The organism is Paraburkholderia polaris, from assembly GCF_012927345.1.
Lineage (GTDB): Bacteria > Pseudomonadota > Gammaproteobacteria > Burkholderiales > Burkholderiaceae > Paraburkholderia > Paraburkholderia polaris.
Genome location: NZ_JABBGJ010000047.1, coordinates 45,527 through 59,833 on the forward strand (window position 1 = coordinate 45,527; position 14,307 = coordinate 59,833).

Here is a 14,307-nt window from a genome sequence, read left to right on the forward strand (position 1 = left end):
TGTCAAACGATGGCATATCACCCGCCATCTCGCTTCGACGGCCACTGGATATGAGAGGCAGGCGTGGATAAATCTGGCTTCACTCCGAGCCTCGTCTCGATTACCGAAGGGCTCTACAACCCTTAGGTTATCGCGTTTTGCCGTCGTTTAACGCCGCGCACTGTACTGGTTAAAGTCTTCGAGATTATGTCGAATCCTTCGCGAACGTCATCACATTTGCCCGTGTGTGGCTGATAGCTAGATGCCGGGGTTAGGAAGACCGTCACCGAAGCGCTGCCCTGCATCAAACGTGGAATTCTAGCTAGCAATACGCATCGTCTCAAATACTCACTTTCCCAAGGAGAGTAACCAATGAGAATCGCACAGATCGCGCCATTGCACGAGGCCGTTCCTCCCCGGTTCTACGGCGGCACCGAGCGCGTGGTTTCCTATCTCACCGACGCACTTGTCGACCTGGGTCACGACGTGACCCTGTTCGCAAGTGGGGACTCGGACACGAAGGCCACGCTCGAAGCAGTATGGCCGCATGCCTTGCGGCTCGACCCGTCGATCCGCGACGCCATCGCACCGCATATGGTGCTACTGGAAAGGGTCCGCCAGGTCGCCCATGAGTTCGATGTGCTTCACAGTCACCTCGACTATCTGCCGTTCTCGCTGTTCTCGCAACTCGACGTACCTTTCGTGACAACGCTTCATGGCCGCCTCGACCTGCCGGAGCTACAACCGGTGTTCGGCGTGTTCCCGAAGGCACCGGTCATTTCGATCTCCAACTCGCAACGGTTACCGTTGCCGCATGCGAACTGGCTAAACACGATTTATCACGGTCTGCCGGAAACTCCCCTGCTGCCGATGAGCCGGAAAGAGCCGGAATACCTCGCTTTCCTGGGACGTATCTGCCCTGAAAAGGGAGTCGACGCGGCCATCGTGATCGCAAGAGAAAGCGGTCTGCCGTTAAAGATCGCTGCCAAAGTGGACAAGGCCGACCTCGCGTACTTCAAGACTACCATCGAACCGCTTCTGTCCCTGCCCAACATTGAGTTCGTCGGTGAAATCACGGAGGCCCAGAAACCGGCGTTCCTGTCGGGTGCCAAAGCACTCCTTTTCCCGATTGCCTGGTCGGAGCCGTTTGGCCTGGTGATGATCGAAGCCATCGGCTGCGGTACACCGGTGATTGCGTTCAATCGTGGCTCTGTGCCTGAAGTAATTGATCACGGCCTGACTGGCTACATCTGCGAAGATGTACATGGCGCTGTTTGTGCGCTACGACGTCTTGATGAACTGTCGCGCACTGAAATCCGCGCTCAGTTCGAACGCCGATTCAGTGCGAAGGTGATGGCGCAGAACTACGTCGACGTTTATGCGACCCTGCTTCAGGGGGTAATGCACCCGGTTTTACGGCGTGCCGCTGCCGGTTGAGCCGCAGGCGGTTAGAGCCACTTTCCGTGAACCGACGCGGGCGTCGGGATCCGAGCCCGTTACGCTAGCGAATTTTAGTCCGGGAAGATCAAATAGATTGCGTCGGACGTTGGATGCCCGTCACGTCGGCATCGCTTAAGCACCTTTACAATGCCCGTTTTGCGTCGCAGCCGGTAGTCGGAGAACCTCTTCGAACCCGCTGAACTTTCCCGTTGCCATACGACCTGTTTTCCGCGACGGCGGCAGCCGCAGCGAGTTTGCGGCATGCAAGGTCCAGTTACCTTCTGGCGACGTTTCCGCGCCGCTGGATGCAGGCCGGGGCAAAGGCAACAGCCATTGCACAACGCGGCCCAACACGCCGGTTCGGCAGTGTGATAGTCCGGACCTTGCGGTGGAGTAACGACACGACAAGCTGGGCGCATGCGCGCTGCGCCGCCATAAAATTGATACGTTTCATACAGACCTCCAACCTACCGGTTGTTCGTAAGAATCGCACTGCCACACGATGTGGTTGCGATTCCGCGAATCGTCTTCCGTCCCGGGTGAACGGCCCCCGGGGCCTGCGTTCAATCTTCCTGCTCCAGATACGACTGGTTCAGGACGGGAACGGCCACCTGCGTGACGAGATCGGAGAGTGCCGCGGCCAGGGTGTTGCCTTTCGCGCGCTGTCCAGTCTCGGCTATCACCAGAAACGTTGAGTCACTGCACTCGCTGAATGCGAACACCGCAACGTGGCCGAGTTGACGCAACGCCCATTGGCAAAAGCGCGACTCAGGACAGGCCGTGCCTGCTTCCCCGATATACCCCGGCGTTCTCTTCGTCCGCGCGAGCGTTATACCCAATGTCTCTTCGCGCGACAATCGAACCACATGCCCTCGCCAGTCCATGGCCTCCTGCTGGGACTGGCCTCGAAACAGCACGGTGCCGTCCGGTGTCACGACGTCCCAGTCGTATGTTGCTCCCTCCTCCATCATCGTTTCGATACGGACGTTCAAACTCGGGCAAGGTTCTGGCGTAAAGGTGGACATGGGCAATTTCTCCTTGCTGAATCTGGTCAATCAACGCGCAGCGCTGCATCTTGAACGTCAGGAACGTTGGCTGCTCCCCGCGCGGCCACCACATAGAGTGGGACACCGCAACCCATTCGTTCGCCCGGCGGGAGGAACCGGACCGCCATTGGCGCTGGGTACTGCTGCGCTGCACGAAGGCGCGGCCCCAGGGCTTCAGCTATCCGTAACGAGTCGAGGGGCGCAACCCACGACGGTCTGAGTCGTGATGCCGGACGAAGTGACTTCGCAGCGGAACTGACCGCTTCGCGTCCGCACCTGCTGTCGATATGACTCAATCGATCTGCCCGTCGACGCATCAACGTCAATTAATTCGCAATCTGCGAGAACAGCGACCGGTTGAGCTGGATCCCTTCTCCCACGGCGACATTGAACGGGAATGTTTCTCCTCAAAGCGGACCGCTGATCGGACGAGGCCAACGTTATTCCTCGTCGTAGTGTGGGTCTACGCCGCGGTCTTGAACGGCGTCACCACCGGTGCCCCTGGCAGTTCATGTCCGGCAATTGCCACCGCCAGAGCAGGATTCAGACTGTCCACCATCGAAGTTGGCATGAGGATCGTCGCCCCGCGTTCCTTGGTTGTTTCGTAAATGATGTTCATCGCACGCAGTTGCAGCGCACCCGGCTGACTTTCGTAGACCCGCGCCGCTTCAACAAAATTGCAAGCGATCGCGGCTTCCGCCGATCCCAGAATCACGCGAGCCTGCTTTTCACGCTCTGCCTGCGCCTGGCGCGACATTGCGTCCTGCAGCGCTTCCGGAATCGCCACATCGCGAATTTCAACAGAACCGACAGCGATACCCCACTCCGCGGTCTTGCCGCCGATCTCGTCGCGCAGGTGCGCGTCCGCTGCGGTTCGATCCGAAAGTAGCGTGGACAGCATCGAAGATCCAATCAATTCGCGTAACGTAGTCTGGGCCACGCGATCAATTGCCTGACGGTAATCTGTAATGGCCAGCGCGGCCTTTTGCGCGTCGCACACATGCCAGAAGATAATCGCGTCAACATTGACCGGCACCGTATCCTTGGTCAGCGCCTGCTCTGCGTTGAAAGCCGTCGTCTGGATGCGTTCGTCGATGATTGCCACTACCGTATCCAAAACGGGGATGATCATGAAGAACCCCGCTCCCTTTACACTCTGCAGCTTACCGACGCGAAGGATGACGAATTTTTGCCAGACATTGGCAACCTTCACGGACATTGAAATAAGGACCGCGATGATAAAAAGAGGGATGGCCAGATAGAGGTTCACGAGCCCTGCGGCTGCGATGGCCGCCAGCATGAACACAGTGGAAAGAAGTAGTGTGATCGGATTCATGGTGATTGTGCCTCATGAAGCAGGAGGACGTTAATGCGAAACATCGGGCTTGATCATTCCGCGCGCGGCCATCGTGCGAACTCTGAAGGGGAAGAATCAGAGTATCGAAGAATACAATGCGCCCAATGGTGAGAGACGTCGGTACGCTGCCGTACTGGTCCCGCGACGTTCATCCCGCAGCAGCACTCAATCAAGGCGGGCGTATCCCGCTCGCCTTAACCTAAGAGGCGGTTTCGCCGATGTGAGCCAGCAGCGATTCCGTATCATCCTTAGACCAGTACGTGTCCTTTCCATAGAATCCGTGAAGTGCTTGTTCGTAGCTTTGGCTAAGCGGCACACTGTCGTCATACTCGGGACTATTCCTGATTGCTTCGCGGCTGAGTTCTGTTGAAACGGTGGAGTCGAACCAGTTGGTCTGGTTAATCCATTGCGTCGCAAGTAGGACTTCCCTGCCGCCTGGCCACCAGTTTCGCGTATCAACGCTCAGGTAACGGATAACCCACGCGACGTCGTCGAAAATGAAGCCGGAAACGTGGCCAATGCTGCCGTCCACGGCTTTGATGTGACACCCTTTCACCGCATTGGTACTGCGCAGATGAATATCCGCGGGTGATTCATCTGCATGCGGCTCGGGGTTCACCGGTGCCTCCGGGTCAAAACGTGGCGCCTCGGTCGAGCCGGGGAACGCAGGATAGGCGTCCAACCCCCATAAATTCGCGCTCCCCCAATACCTTGGATAGCCGTAGTAAAGGAGGTGGCTGGTTTCGTACTGGCGCGATACCGGCTTATGCGTATCAATATCCGGACTGTCCCTGACCTGTTGCCGCGTGAGGTCCACCTGCACGGTACCCGAACCCGGCTCCGAGTGTCTGATTGAATACGGCGATATCAATACTTGTCGCTTACTGATCCAGCTGCCCGTGTCGACCACGAGATAGCGCACGCCCCACGCCTCGTCGTCAAAATAGGCCTGGCCGACGGTTCCCATTTCACCATCGCGCGCAACAACAGCGCACCCATGAAGACTCTCTATGCTTCGCAACATGTTCGATACTCCTCATGTGTTTCACGACTTCACCACATCGTCTCGATCTCGCAATGCCTGTCTTCCGGCCATTGGTGCTGGTCGGCTCGGCTATCGTGGCGATCTGCCATGTCCCATCTGGCACGTGGACGAAAAATCTCTCATCGTCGCATGATGGGCCGATGCTGTATAGACACCTCTTGAGTGCTGATCAGCGTCGCCGATTAAGGACATCTCAGACGGGAGCGTGACGCGCGGCCAGCTTTACCGCACCCTATGGAGGCGACTTTTGAATTTGCCCCCCTTCTCAAAGACACTACGCGAACTACGCGATCAACTCGGTACGCTAGCAGTCACGGACATCACAATCGTTCGCTTGCAGGCCGACAGATACCTTTGGGGGCTCGATTGACGTTCATGCGGATGCTTTACAGTCCGGTACGGGACCGTACCGACATCCAGTGCAGTTGCGCAGATCGTATAAACGATTCCCCGTGCGCGACTTGACGAACTGGTGGATACACACAACGAATGAAGACGCCTGATTTCCCGGGCGCCATTGCTGCCGTCCTCACGAATGGACAACAAGCATGAGCCCACTCACGCTGTTTCTTCTCGCCGCATTTGTATTCGCGTTACTTGATTTCTGGCAATCGGTTCTGCCTAAACCGGTCGCTACATTGCTAATCACAGGAAGCTGGCACTTACATGACACAAGCGGGCCGTTGCCTCGCATCATCCTGGCAGGTTCCGCGCTATCGGTAGAAGGAAGGTCCATTTGTATATCGATTTCCTTGCGTTCTTCTCAAACGGTTTGCTTTCCCTGTCGTGGTGGCAGACTGTACTGGCCGTTCTGGTATTGACACACGTCACGATCATCACCGTGACGGTCTACCTCCACCGTTGTCAGGCACATCGTGCGCTTGACCTTCATCCAGTTGTTGCCCACTTCTTCCGCTTCTGGCTGTGGATGACGACAGGTATGCGCACAGGCTCGTGGGCGGCGGTTCACCGCAAACACCACGCAAGGTGCGAGACGGATGAAGATCCTCACAGTCCGCAGACCCGTGGCATCTGGAAGGTCCTGCTCGGCGGCGCTGAGCTCTATCGCATCGAAGCGCGGAACGAAGAGACGCTGCGCAAATTCGCTTACGGCACGCCGAACGACTGGATTGAACGGAACCTCTATGCAAAGTACCCAAACCTTGGCGTCAGCCTGTTGATCGTGATCGACGTTGCGTTGTTCGGTATCGTCGGCATGTCGGTATGGGCTGTGCAGATGATCTGGATTCCGTTCTGGGCCGGCGGCGTGGTCAACGGAATCGGCCATTTCCGGGGGTATCGCAACTTCGGCACCCCAGATGCGAGCACGAATGTGATGCCAATCGGCATTCTGATCGGCGGGGAAGAGCTTCATAACAACCACCATGCCTACGCAACCTCCGCCAGGATGTCGAACAAGTGGTATGAGTTCGACATCGGCTGGATGTACATTCGAACCCTTTCGGCACTAGGTTTGGCGAACATCAGGAAAGTGGCGCCGAAGCCGCGCCTGGTCAAAGGCAAGAAGGAGCTCGACGACGACTCGTTGCAGGCCGTGCTTCGCAATCGCAATGAGGTGATGGCACGCTATGCAAGAGTAGCCGAACGTGACTACCGGCAGGAACTGGTGCGTGTGGAGCACATCGGCCGCCGTGAGAAGGCGCTTCTCATGCAAAGCGTAAGGATCTGTTATCGCGAGGAGCAGCAAGGTCTAGACATTACGCGCCAACTACGGTTGAAGGAAATCCACGACCGCAACCCGAAACTGCGTACCTACATCGAGTTGCGCGCGGCTCTGGCAGCGATCTGGGAAAGGTCCAACGCCACGCGCGAACAGTTGCTGCTTCAGCTGCAGGATTGGTGTAATCGCGCCGAACAGAGTGGCATCAGCGCGATCGAGGAATTTTCGTTGCGCCTTCGTCGGTATGCCTGATGTAGGGTAACGCCGTTGCCGTCTCGAAATCGGGGGTACGGGCGAACTGCTTCGACACAATCCTGCACCGACGACGCCGTCCTTTTGATACGACTTCGAGGAGTGGCCCATGTCGAACGCACACCAGCCCAAAGACAACCACTTGCTGGCCGTGCTGGCGCCAGCGGATTGGCACCGCATAGCACATCAGCTTGCGCGGGTCGACATGCCACTAGGACAGGTTCTCTACGAATCAGGCGACCGACTCGATCATGTCTATTTCCCCTCCACGGCCATCGTCTCGCTGCTCTATGTGATGGAGAACGGTGCGTCGGCGGAGATTGCGGTCGTCGGCAACGAAGGGCTCGTCGGAATAGCACTCTTTATGGGGGGCGAGTCCACCGCGAGCCGTGCGATAGTTCAAAGCGCCGGGCGGGCCTACCGGCTGGATGCCCAAATCCTGAAAGATGAATTCGATCGGGGAGGCCCCATGCAGAGGCTGTTGCTGCGCTATACCCAGGCACTGATCTCACAGATGGTGCAGACCGCCGCCTGCAATCGGCATCATTCGATTGATCAGCAATTGTGCCGGTGGCTTCTGCTCAGCCTCGACCGCCTGCCGTCAAACGAACGGAGAATGACACAGGGACTGATCGCCAACATGCTTGGCGTGCGTAGATCCGGCGTAACGGAAGCTGCGCTGAAACTGCAGCGAGCCGGGCTGATCCGCTACAGTCAGGGGTATATCGAGGTGCTGGATCGCCCTGGGCTCGAAGGGCGGGTGTGCGAATGCTACCGTGTCGTCAAACGGGAGTCTGACCGGTTGTTGCCTGATTTGGAGGCGCTATAAGCACGTTTCAGTCGTGCAGAACGCCGATTGGTCTGCGGGCGGTGCCATTGGGTGTTGCGGGTCGATGCAGGTCACTTTGATCTGCCGGTATGCGCGTGTGCAGGTGCGTCTTCACAAGCTACGCAACACGAGAAGATCACGTGATGCTAATCAGAGAAATGATGAAAGAGCCGGTGCGTATTCAGTCCGCCGAAACCTTCGTCGCAGCCGCGCGCAAGCTGAAGCATGGCAATGGGGGAGCCTCCCGGTATGCCAGGACATGTGCGTTATCGCGATGATCACGGACCGGGACATCGCCATGCGAGGCCTCGCCGACGACTGGCGCGTCGATCAGGTGACCGTGTGGGAAGTGATGTCAGCCCAGATCATTCCTTGCTTTGAGGATGATTCCGTCGAATAGGCCGTTAACATCATGAGTCAAAGTCATGTGCTCGGTTTGGCGGTTCTGGACCGCGAGGACCAGCGCCTGATAGGGATCATCTCTGCAGCGGATTTAGCCGGCGCCTCCGAGGGGCGTCCCTGTGAAGTGATTTTTCATAGGACGTTCCGTGACCACTATGGTCACGCGCGTGAGCTCCCGGTTTCCTTCCTTCAAAATGACGCTCACGCCCAGTTCGAGTATCGCGGAGATCCACGCGCACCCATCGTTCCGAAAACTTCCAATCAGACCTCGCGAATGAAGTGACACAATGCCCGGGAAGAACCTGAGACCACACTCCCCATGTCCGCGTCGATAAGCATTCCGGCTTGGCGAAGGCCGTAGCGATCATGCATGGGTCGTCACGCGCGGCTTAAACCAGTTGCGCATAAATGCATCAGCGACAATCTTCCTGCGCCTGCAGGCCGCCACCGCCCGCCCCAGCCGCTTCGGACCGGTATTCATCCCGGTCGTAACACTTGTGGAGCTGCATCTCGTACATGCGGTTAAGCGGAATCGCATCGTCGTACACGGGGCTACTCCTGACGGCGTCGCGTGTAAGCGTTGTTGAGATGGTGAATCCAGCGGAATCGACCTGATCGATCCATCGAGTTGACAGAAGTACCATTTTCCCGCCCGTCCACCAGTTCCGCGTGTCGACCGTCAGGTAGCGTATAGCCCATGCATGATCGTCGAACACAAAGTCAGTAACGTGACCGATTTCGCCATCGGCGGCCTCTACTCTGACATCGGTCGGTCCGGTTCCACGCCAGTACCGTCTTCTGACCAGTATCCGTCTCTACCATAATGGTTATGGAGCGTCGCTTCATAGCGCCGGCCCAGAGGAAAGGCGTTGTCGTAAGGGGGACTGCTCTTGATCGCATCGCATGTGAGCCTGGTAGAAACGGTAGAGTCGACCCAATCGACCAGATTGATCCATTGCGTTGCCAGCAGCACCTCCTTGCCCCCGGGCCACCAGTTCCGCGTATCGACGATCAGGTAACGGATTGACCTTGCCCTCGAAAAACGTATCCGTTACTGAGAGTATGTAAAACTTCAGCAACGGAGGATTTAGCAATGGGTAACCCGAGGGCGCGGTACACGCTGGAATTCAAGATTGAAGCGGTGCGCATGGTGCGTAACGGCCAGAGCCAGGCGGCGACGGCGAAGATTCTGGGCATCAGTACGCAGACGCTGAATGCGTGGATCAAGGCCGACGATGCGGGCAAGCTCAATGGTGCGGGCAAACAGGTGTCAGCCGAACAGATGGAAATTGCCCGGCTGCGCGCCGAGCTGGCCCGCGTGAAGATGGAGCGCGATATCCTGGGAAAAGCGACGGCGTACTTTGCGAAGGGGTCGGTGTGAAGTACGCGTGGATCGAACGACATAGCCGGCAATGGCCGGTTTCTGTGGCCTGCCAGGCGCTGGGTGTCAGTCCCAGCGGTTATCACAACCGTAAAGCCTGTGACGTTGATTCTGAGCGACCGCGTCAGCGCATCAGCAACGACGCACTGCTGGTCCACATTCGCGCCGTACATGCTGAATCCAAATGCGAATACGGTTGGCCACGCGTGTGGAAAAAGCTTCTGGCTCAAGGCATCCGAGTGAGCAAGGACCGGGTTCAGCGGCTCATGAAGCTGCACGGCATCAAGGCGCGCACCAAGCGGCGATTCAAAGCCACGACCGACAGCAAGCACAATCTGCCGGTCGCGCCGAACCTGCTGCAACGTGACTTCTCGCCGGCGAAACCCGATCAGGTCTGGACGACAGACATCACCTATCTCTGGACCGACGAGGGCTGGCTGTATCTGACGGTCATCCTGGATCTGTTCAGTCGCCAGGTCGTGGGATGGTCGCTCAAGCCCCACATGCGCACGGAGCTGGTTTCTGACGCGTTGCGAATGGCGTGGTTCCGGCGTCGGCCCGAGGCCGGTCTGATCATGCATAGCGACCGTGGGAGTCAGTATTGCAGCGCCGAGTTCCAGGACCTGATCAAGAGTTATGGCATGCGCAGTTCGATGAGCCGCCGAGCAAATTGTTGGGACACTCAGTCTAAGATCGCTTCTGAACGTCGGTCCGATCTGACCCGTGCTGGGATTGGCCAAACTGCCTTTGCGTTGACCTGTCGATTGGGTTCCGGCGTTCCCCGAGCGTTGCCGGGCCCAGCGTCTGTGACCTAATAGGAGCTTTGTTCTGCACCGTGAGTGTCCTGTCCTGCGATTGGGGTTGGCGATGCGTCCACTACAACGGATACATGCATGAAACAAAACGAAGTGATTCTCGGGGTTGACACGCATCTGGATACGCATGTCGGGGCTGTGATCGGCGAGGCAGGCAGGCTTCTCGGAACGAGATCGGTATCGACCGACACGGCAGGGTATCTCGATCTGCTGACATGGGCGAATTCGTTCGGTCATTTGCGTCGCGCCGGAGTTGAAGGGACCGGCACCTATGGAGCGGGATTGGCCCGCGTGCTGCGCGATCATGAGATCGAGGTGCTTGAAGTCAATCGTCCCGATCGCGCGATGCGCCGATCCAAAGGGAAGTCCGATCCCACTGATGCGGAAAACGCCGCGCGTGCGGTCCTCTCCGGAAGGGCCACGGCTATTCCAAAGGAACAGTCCGGCGCCGCCGAGGCGATGCGCGCCGTCTCCGTTGCCAGGCGCAGCGCAGTCAAAGCAAAGACGCAGGCTATCAACCAGTTACGGGCTTTGCTCGTCAGTGCACCCCAGGACATCCGTGATCGCCTTCTGAAAGCGAAGACGACAGAATGCGTCGAGAGTTGTGCCCGTGTCCGCTCGTTGGGCAAAACGCTAATGCTGCAAACGCTGACGGCGACGCTTCGACTGCTGGCGAAGCGTTGGCTGACGTTGGCGGAGGAGCTCAAAGCACTAGACACCATGCTCGACAGCCTTACTACCCAGCACGCCAGGCGACTTCGCGAAAGATTCGGCGTTGGGCCGCAGACCGCTGCAGTGCTAGTTGCTGTGGCGGGTGACAATCCCGAACGCTTGAAAAGTGAAGCTGCGCTAGCGGCACTTTGCGGCACAAGTCCATTACAGGCCTCGTCCGGCAAGACGGTCCGGCATCGGTTGAACAGGGGCGGTGACAGGTCTGCAAACAACGCCCTTTGGACCATCGCCATGGTTCGAATGCGCAGCGATCCGCGCACCCGCGCCTATGTCGAACGCCGGACGAAGGAAGGCATGTCCAACAAGGAAATCCACCGCTGCTTGAAGCGCTATATCGTCCGAGAGTTGTACCCGCTCATTCTGGCCGATCTGGCCGATTCGACGGCTTCTGCTTGACATAGGAGCGTCAACGCGCCGACCGAGAGCCTGTGGGGATCGCTGAAGCAGGCGCGCATTCACGGTCAACGCTTTGCGACGCGTCGCGAAGCAATGGACGAGGTGATCGACTGGTTGAGCTTCTACAATCATGGGCGGCTGCACTCGACGTTGAATTACGTCAGTCCGATGCAATTTGAACAAAACTGGCACGCCGCACAGAGAAAGCAAGCGGCATAATAACGCTCGGTTAGCGGATACGAAATTCGCGGGCAACGTCACAGAGCATCAATCAGCACGTTGACGAAGCGGGTATCGAATTGTCTTGCGCAACCGTGCGGCAATTGATCGAAGCGCAGAACCGGCTCGGCATTCCGACTTCGAACATCTTTCTCGCGGGTTTTTCGCAAGGCGCGCGGGGATGACCTATTCGGCAGGACTGACGCACCCTGAGGCATTTGTCGGCTTGATCGCGTTGTCAGGTTATGTGCCGTCGCCGGGCTTAATTGACAGCCGCTTGAGCGCCGCGAGCCGTAGCACGACGAACTTTGCCGCACACGGCATATACGACGACGTGCTGCCGAGCGCGACTTTGCGATCACGCGAGGTTGCAAGGTCGACTGGAGCGCGCGTCGGATGCTGCATTCAGTGTGCGAGGAAGACATATTGGCGCTGCGCGCCTGGCTCGGCACGCTCCTCGCAGCATCGTCCTGAAGCGTCCCGCAGAGTGTCTTTTTGTAGAGAGGCAACTCGGCTACGGCGGTATCGCACCGTCTGCCGACTTCCGTTGAAACTCGCGCGGCGAGACGCCGAAGCGTGCACGGAAATCCCGCGAGAAATGCGCGCCGTCTGAGAAGCCGCAATCGAGCGCGATCTGGGTGATGCTGCGCGGATTATTGAGCAACAGCCAACTGCCATATTCGAGCCGCAGCGAGCGCAGGAACGCCATCGGCGAGAGGCCAAGCGTGTCATGAAACGCGCGCTCTAGTTGCCGCCTGCCGACGCCCACATAGCGCGCAATGGCGTCGAGCGTAGGTGGATTGTCGATGCGCTGCTCGACGAAATGGGCCGCCTGACGCACGCGGATATCGGCGATATGCGTGAGATCGGCGTAGAAGTGCGCCTGCGGCAATTTGGCTGGGCGTATGCCTTGCAGCATCATATGGCGCACAACCTGCTGCGCCTTGTCCCGGCCGCAATGACGGGCGACGAGGTATAGCCCGAGATCGATCGCTGCGGTTGAGCCGGCGCACGTGATTAGATCCCCTTCATCCACGAACAGATGATCGACGACAGCAGGCGTCTGCGGAAAGCGGCCGCGAAACGCGTCGAGCACATTCCAGTGCACGCAGACCACCCGCTCCCCAATCAATCCCGCTTGCGCCAGCGCGAACGTGCCGGTACAGATACCTAACATCCTCACGCGGCTCGCGCTCGCTTGCCGCAGCCAATCGCCTAGCGACGGCGGCAAATACGTATTCGGATAGTCATTGCCGCCGCAGACCGCGATGTAGTCGAACTCCGCCGGGTTCTCCGGCAATCCTCCCCCGACCTCGAGCGTCACCCCCGCACTCGAGGTGCGCGGCAAGCCGTCCATGCTCATGACACGCCAGCGCGCGTGGATCTGCCGGCTGCGCCCGCCGTGATCCGCAGCGAGACGCAGCACGTCGATCAGCCCCGCGAATGCGGCGAGCGTGAATTGGTTCAGCAGAACGAAACCAATGGAAAGCTCGGGTTTACCTGTGTCCTGCATGGCCTCAGACGTATGCGTGCTGCGGGTTTCAGCGTTGGCGTTTGGCGGATTCGGCATGACGCAATTATTCAATTATTTGACCGTGACTTGCAAGCTAGCGACGCCGCCCGACGCGCAAGATACAGGTATGGTGACAACCAGACAAACCTACCAGGGGACGACATGGGACTCGGAAGTTGCAACACGATCAAGGCAGCAATTGCGCTGGCCTGCACGACAGCTTCATTGGGCGCGGCCGCACAGTCGCCAAGGCTGACCGTCGCCATGTACGGCGGCAACTGGGGCGACGCCTTTCGCACGTGCGTGGCTGAGCCCTTCACGAAGGCGACGGGGATCGCCGTGACGCCGGAAATCGGCACCTCGACCACGACGCTCGCCAAGTTGCAGCAACAGAAGGCCGCACCCACCATCGACGTTGCGTGGATGGACGGCGGCATCAGCGAGCTGGCCTATCAAGCCGGCGTGCTCGACAACCTCGATAGCGCCGCGATTCCGAATCTCAAGCAGGTCGTCCCCAAGGCGATCTACCGCAACGGCAACACGACCTTTGCGGTTGGCTCCGGCTACTACTCGCTGGGACTGACCTACAACACGCAATCGGTCAAGCCCCCGACGAGCTGGAAGGATCTCTGGAATCCCAAGTACGCGGGCGCGGTGACGGTGCCGTCGCCGGCCAACTCGGCCGGCATCCCGTTCGTGGTGTTCCTGGCTCAGGTGTGGGGCGTCGACCCCGCGCACCTCGACCCGATCTACGCCAAGCTCGCCTCGCTCGATACCGCGCTCTTCTTCGACAGCTCGGGCGCCGCGACCAACGCTTTCCAGAGCGGTGAGGCGGTGATCGGCGCGGATTTCAACGTCGGCGCGTGGGATCTGATCGACAAGGGAGTACCGATCGGCTTTGTCGTCCCGAAGGAAGGGGCCTGGGCCACCGACGCCCGCCTGCATCTCGTGAAGGGTTCGCGCAACAAGGCAGCGGCGGAGCAGTTCATCAACGCCGCGTTGACGCCGCAGGCGGCGACGTGCCTCGCGACGAAGCTATATCTCGGCCCTGCCGTCGCAGGCGTCAAGCTGCCCGCCGACGTGGCCCGCAAGCTGCCCTGGGGCGCCAACGGCTCGGTCGACAGCCTGAAGCTGTTCGACTGGAGCGCGATCAATGCGCGCCGCGCCGAGATCACGGCCGCGTGGAACCGCCAAGTGGCCACCAAGCAATGAACCGGGTG

General features: G+C 58.9%; 10 protein-coding genes and 3 pseudogenes. 8 read left to right on the top strand and 5 right to left on the bottom strand.

Annotated features, from left to right (window positions below):
• Nucleotides 1-351 precede the first annotated feature (351 nt).
• The gene (locus HHL24_RS34560; RefSeq protein ID WP_169489775.1) at nt 352-1,416 is read left to right on the top strand and encodes a glycosyltransferase family 4 protein; all 1,065 of its coding nucleotides are present in this window, start codon (nt 352-354) and stop codon (nt 1,414-1,416) included.
• Between the two features lie 566 nt (nt 1,417-1,982).
• Here HHL24_RS34560 and HHL24_RS34565 read toward each other — a convergent pair.
• The 3 genes from HHL24_RS34565 to HHL24_RS34575 form a co-directional block, all read right to left on the bottom strand.
• Entirely contained in the window at nt 1,983-2,444 is a 462-nt protein-coding gene (locus tag HHL24_RS34565) for a hypothetical protein (RefSeq protein WP_169489776.1), read from the bottom strand.
• A gap of 484 nt (nt 2,445-2,928) precedes the next feature.
• On the bottom strand, nt 2,929-3,801 hold the full coding sequence (locus tag HHL24_RS34570; RefSeq protein ID WP_169489777.1) for a slipin family protein: 873 nt from the start codon (nt 3,799-3,801) through the stop codon (nt 2,929-2,931).
• A gap of 220 nt (nt 3,802-4,021) precedes the next feature.
• On the bottom strand, nt 4,022-4,846 hold the full coding sequence (locus tag HHL24_RS34575; RefSeq protein WP_169489778.1) for a PRC-barrel domain-containing protein: 825 nt from the start codon (nt 4,844-4,846) through the stop codon (nt 4,022-4,024).
• Nucleotides 4,847-5,603: 757 nt separating this feature from the next.
• Between HHL24_RS34575 and HHL24_RS34580 the strand changes: the two genes are divergently transcribed.
• Nucleotides 5,604-6,800 (top strand): DesA family fatty acid desaturase, encoded by a 1,197-nt coding sequence (locus HHL24_RS34580; protein ID WP_169489779.1) that lies wholly within the window; start codon nt 5,604-5,606, stop codon nt 6,798-6,800.
• A 109-nt stretch (nt 6,801-6,909) separates the two neighbouring features.
• Nucleotides 6,910-7,629, top strand: a complete 720-nt coding sequence (locus HHL24_RS34585) for a Crp/Fnr family transcriptional regulator (RefSeq protein WP_169489780.1) — start codon at nt 6,910-6,912, stop codon at nt 7,627-7,629.
• Between the two features lie 815 nt (nt 7,630-8,444).
• Here the strand turns inward: HHL24_RS34585 and HHL24_RS44685 are convergent.
• Nucleotides 8,445-8,579 carry a hypothetical protein gene (locus tag HHL24_RS44685; RefSeq protein ID WP_268966761.1) on the bottom strand — a complete coding sequence of 45 codons (135 nt, stop codon included), beginning with the start codon at nt 8,577-8,579 and terminating at the stop codon, nt 8,445-8,447.
• A 545-nt stretch (nt 8,580-9,124) separates the two neighbouring features.
• Between HHL24_RS44685 and HHL24_RS34590 the strand changes: the two are divergent.
• From HHL24_RS34590 to HHL24_RS34605, 4 genes and pseudogenes are all read left to right on the top strand, one after another.
• Nucleotides 9,125-10,092 (top strand): annotated as a pseudogene (locus HHL24_RS34590) (IS3 family transposase); the annotation flags it as partial.
• Nucleotides 10,093-10,305: 213 nt separating this feature from the next.
• The gene (locus HHL24_RS34595) at nt 10,306-11,355 is read left to right on the top strand and encodes an IS110 family RNA-guided transposase (protein ID WP_169489781.1); all 1,050 of its coding nucleotides are present in this window, start codon (nt 10,306-10,308) and stop codon (nt 11,353-11,355) included.
• Between the two features lie 12 nt (nt 11,356-11,367).
• Nucleotides 11,368-11,574, top strand: a pseudogene (locus tag HHL24_RS34600) (IS3 family transposase); the annotation flags it as partial.
• A 41-nt stretch (nt 11,575-11,615) separates the two neighbouring features.
• Nucleotides 11,616-12,048: pseudogene (locus HHL24_RS34605) on the top strand (alpha/beta hydrolase); the annotation flags it as partial.
• Nucleotides 12,049-12,088: 40 nt separating this feature from the next.
• Here the strand turns inward: HHL24_RS34605 and HHL24_RS34610 are convergent.
• On the bottom strand, nt 12,089-13,144 hold the full coding sequence (locus tag HHL24_RS34610; RefSeq protein WP_169489782.1) for a GlxA family transcriptional regulator: 1,056 nt from the start codon (nt 13,142-13,144) through the stop codon (nt 12,089-12,091).
• A gap of 105 nt (nt 13,145-13,249) precedes the next feature.
• Between HHL24_RS34610 and HHL24_RS34615 the strand changes: the two genes are divergently transcribed.
• A complete protein-coding gene (locus tag HHL24_RS34615; RefSeq protein ID WP_169489783.1) occupies nt 13,250-14,299 on the top strand; it encodes an ABC transporter substrate-binding protein in 1,050 nt (349 codons plus the stop codon).
• Nucleotides 14,300-14,307: the final 8 nt, after the last annotated feature.

Coding starts and splice junctions, on each gene's coding strand:
- HHL24_RS34575 (WP_169489778.1), bottom strand. CDS start 4,846: ATGTTGCGAAGCATAGAGAGTCTTCATGGGTGCGCTGTTGTTGCGCGC.
- HHL24_RS34565 (WP_169489776.1), bottom strand. CDS start 2,444: ATGTCCACCTTTACGCCAGAACCTTGCCCGAGTTTGAACGTCCGTATC.
- HHL24_RS34560 (WP_169489775.1), top strand. CDS start 352: ATGAGAATCGCACAGATCGCGCCATTGCACGAGGCCGTTCCTCCCCGG.
- HHL24_RS34595 (WP_169489781.1), top strand. CDS start 10,306: ATGAAACAAAACGAAGTGATTCTCGGGGTTGACACGCATCTGGATACG.
- HHL24_RS34570 (WP_169489777.1), bottom strand. CDS start 3,801: ATGAATCCGATCACACTACTTCTTTCCACTGTGTTCATGCTGGCGGCC.
- HHL24_RS34585 (WP_169489780.1), top strand. CDS start 6,910: ATGTCGAACGCACACCAGCCCAAAGACAACCACTTGCTGGCCGTGCTG.
- HHL24_RS34610 (WP_169489782.1), bottom strand. CDS start 13,144: ATGCCGAATCCGCCAAACGCCAACGCTGAAACCCGCAGCACGCATACG.
- HHL24_RS34615 (WP_169489783.1), top strand. CDS start 13,250: ATGGGACTCGGAAGTTGCAACACGATCAAGGCAGCAATTGCGCTGGCC.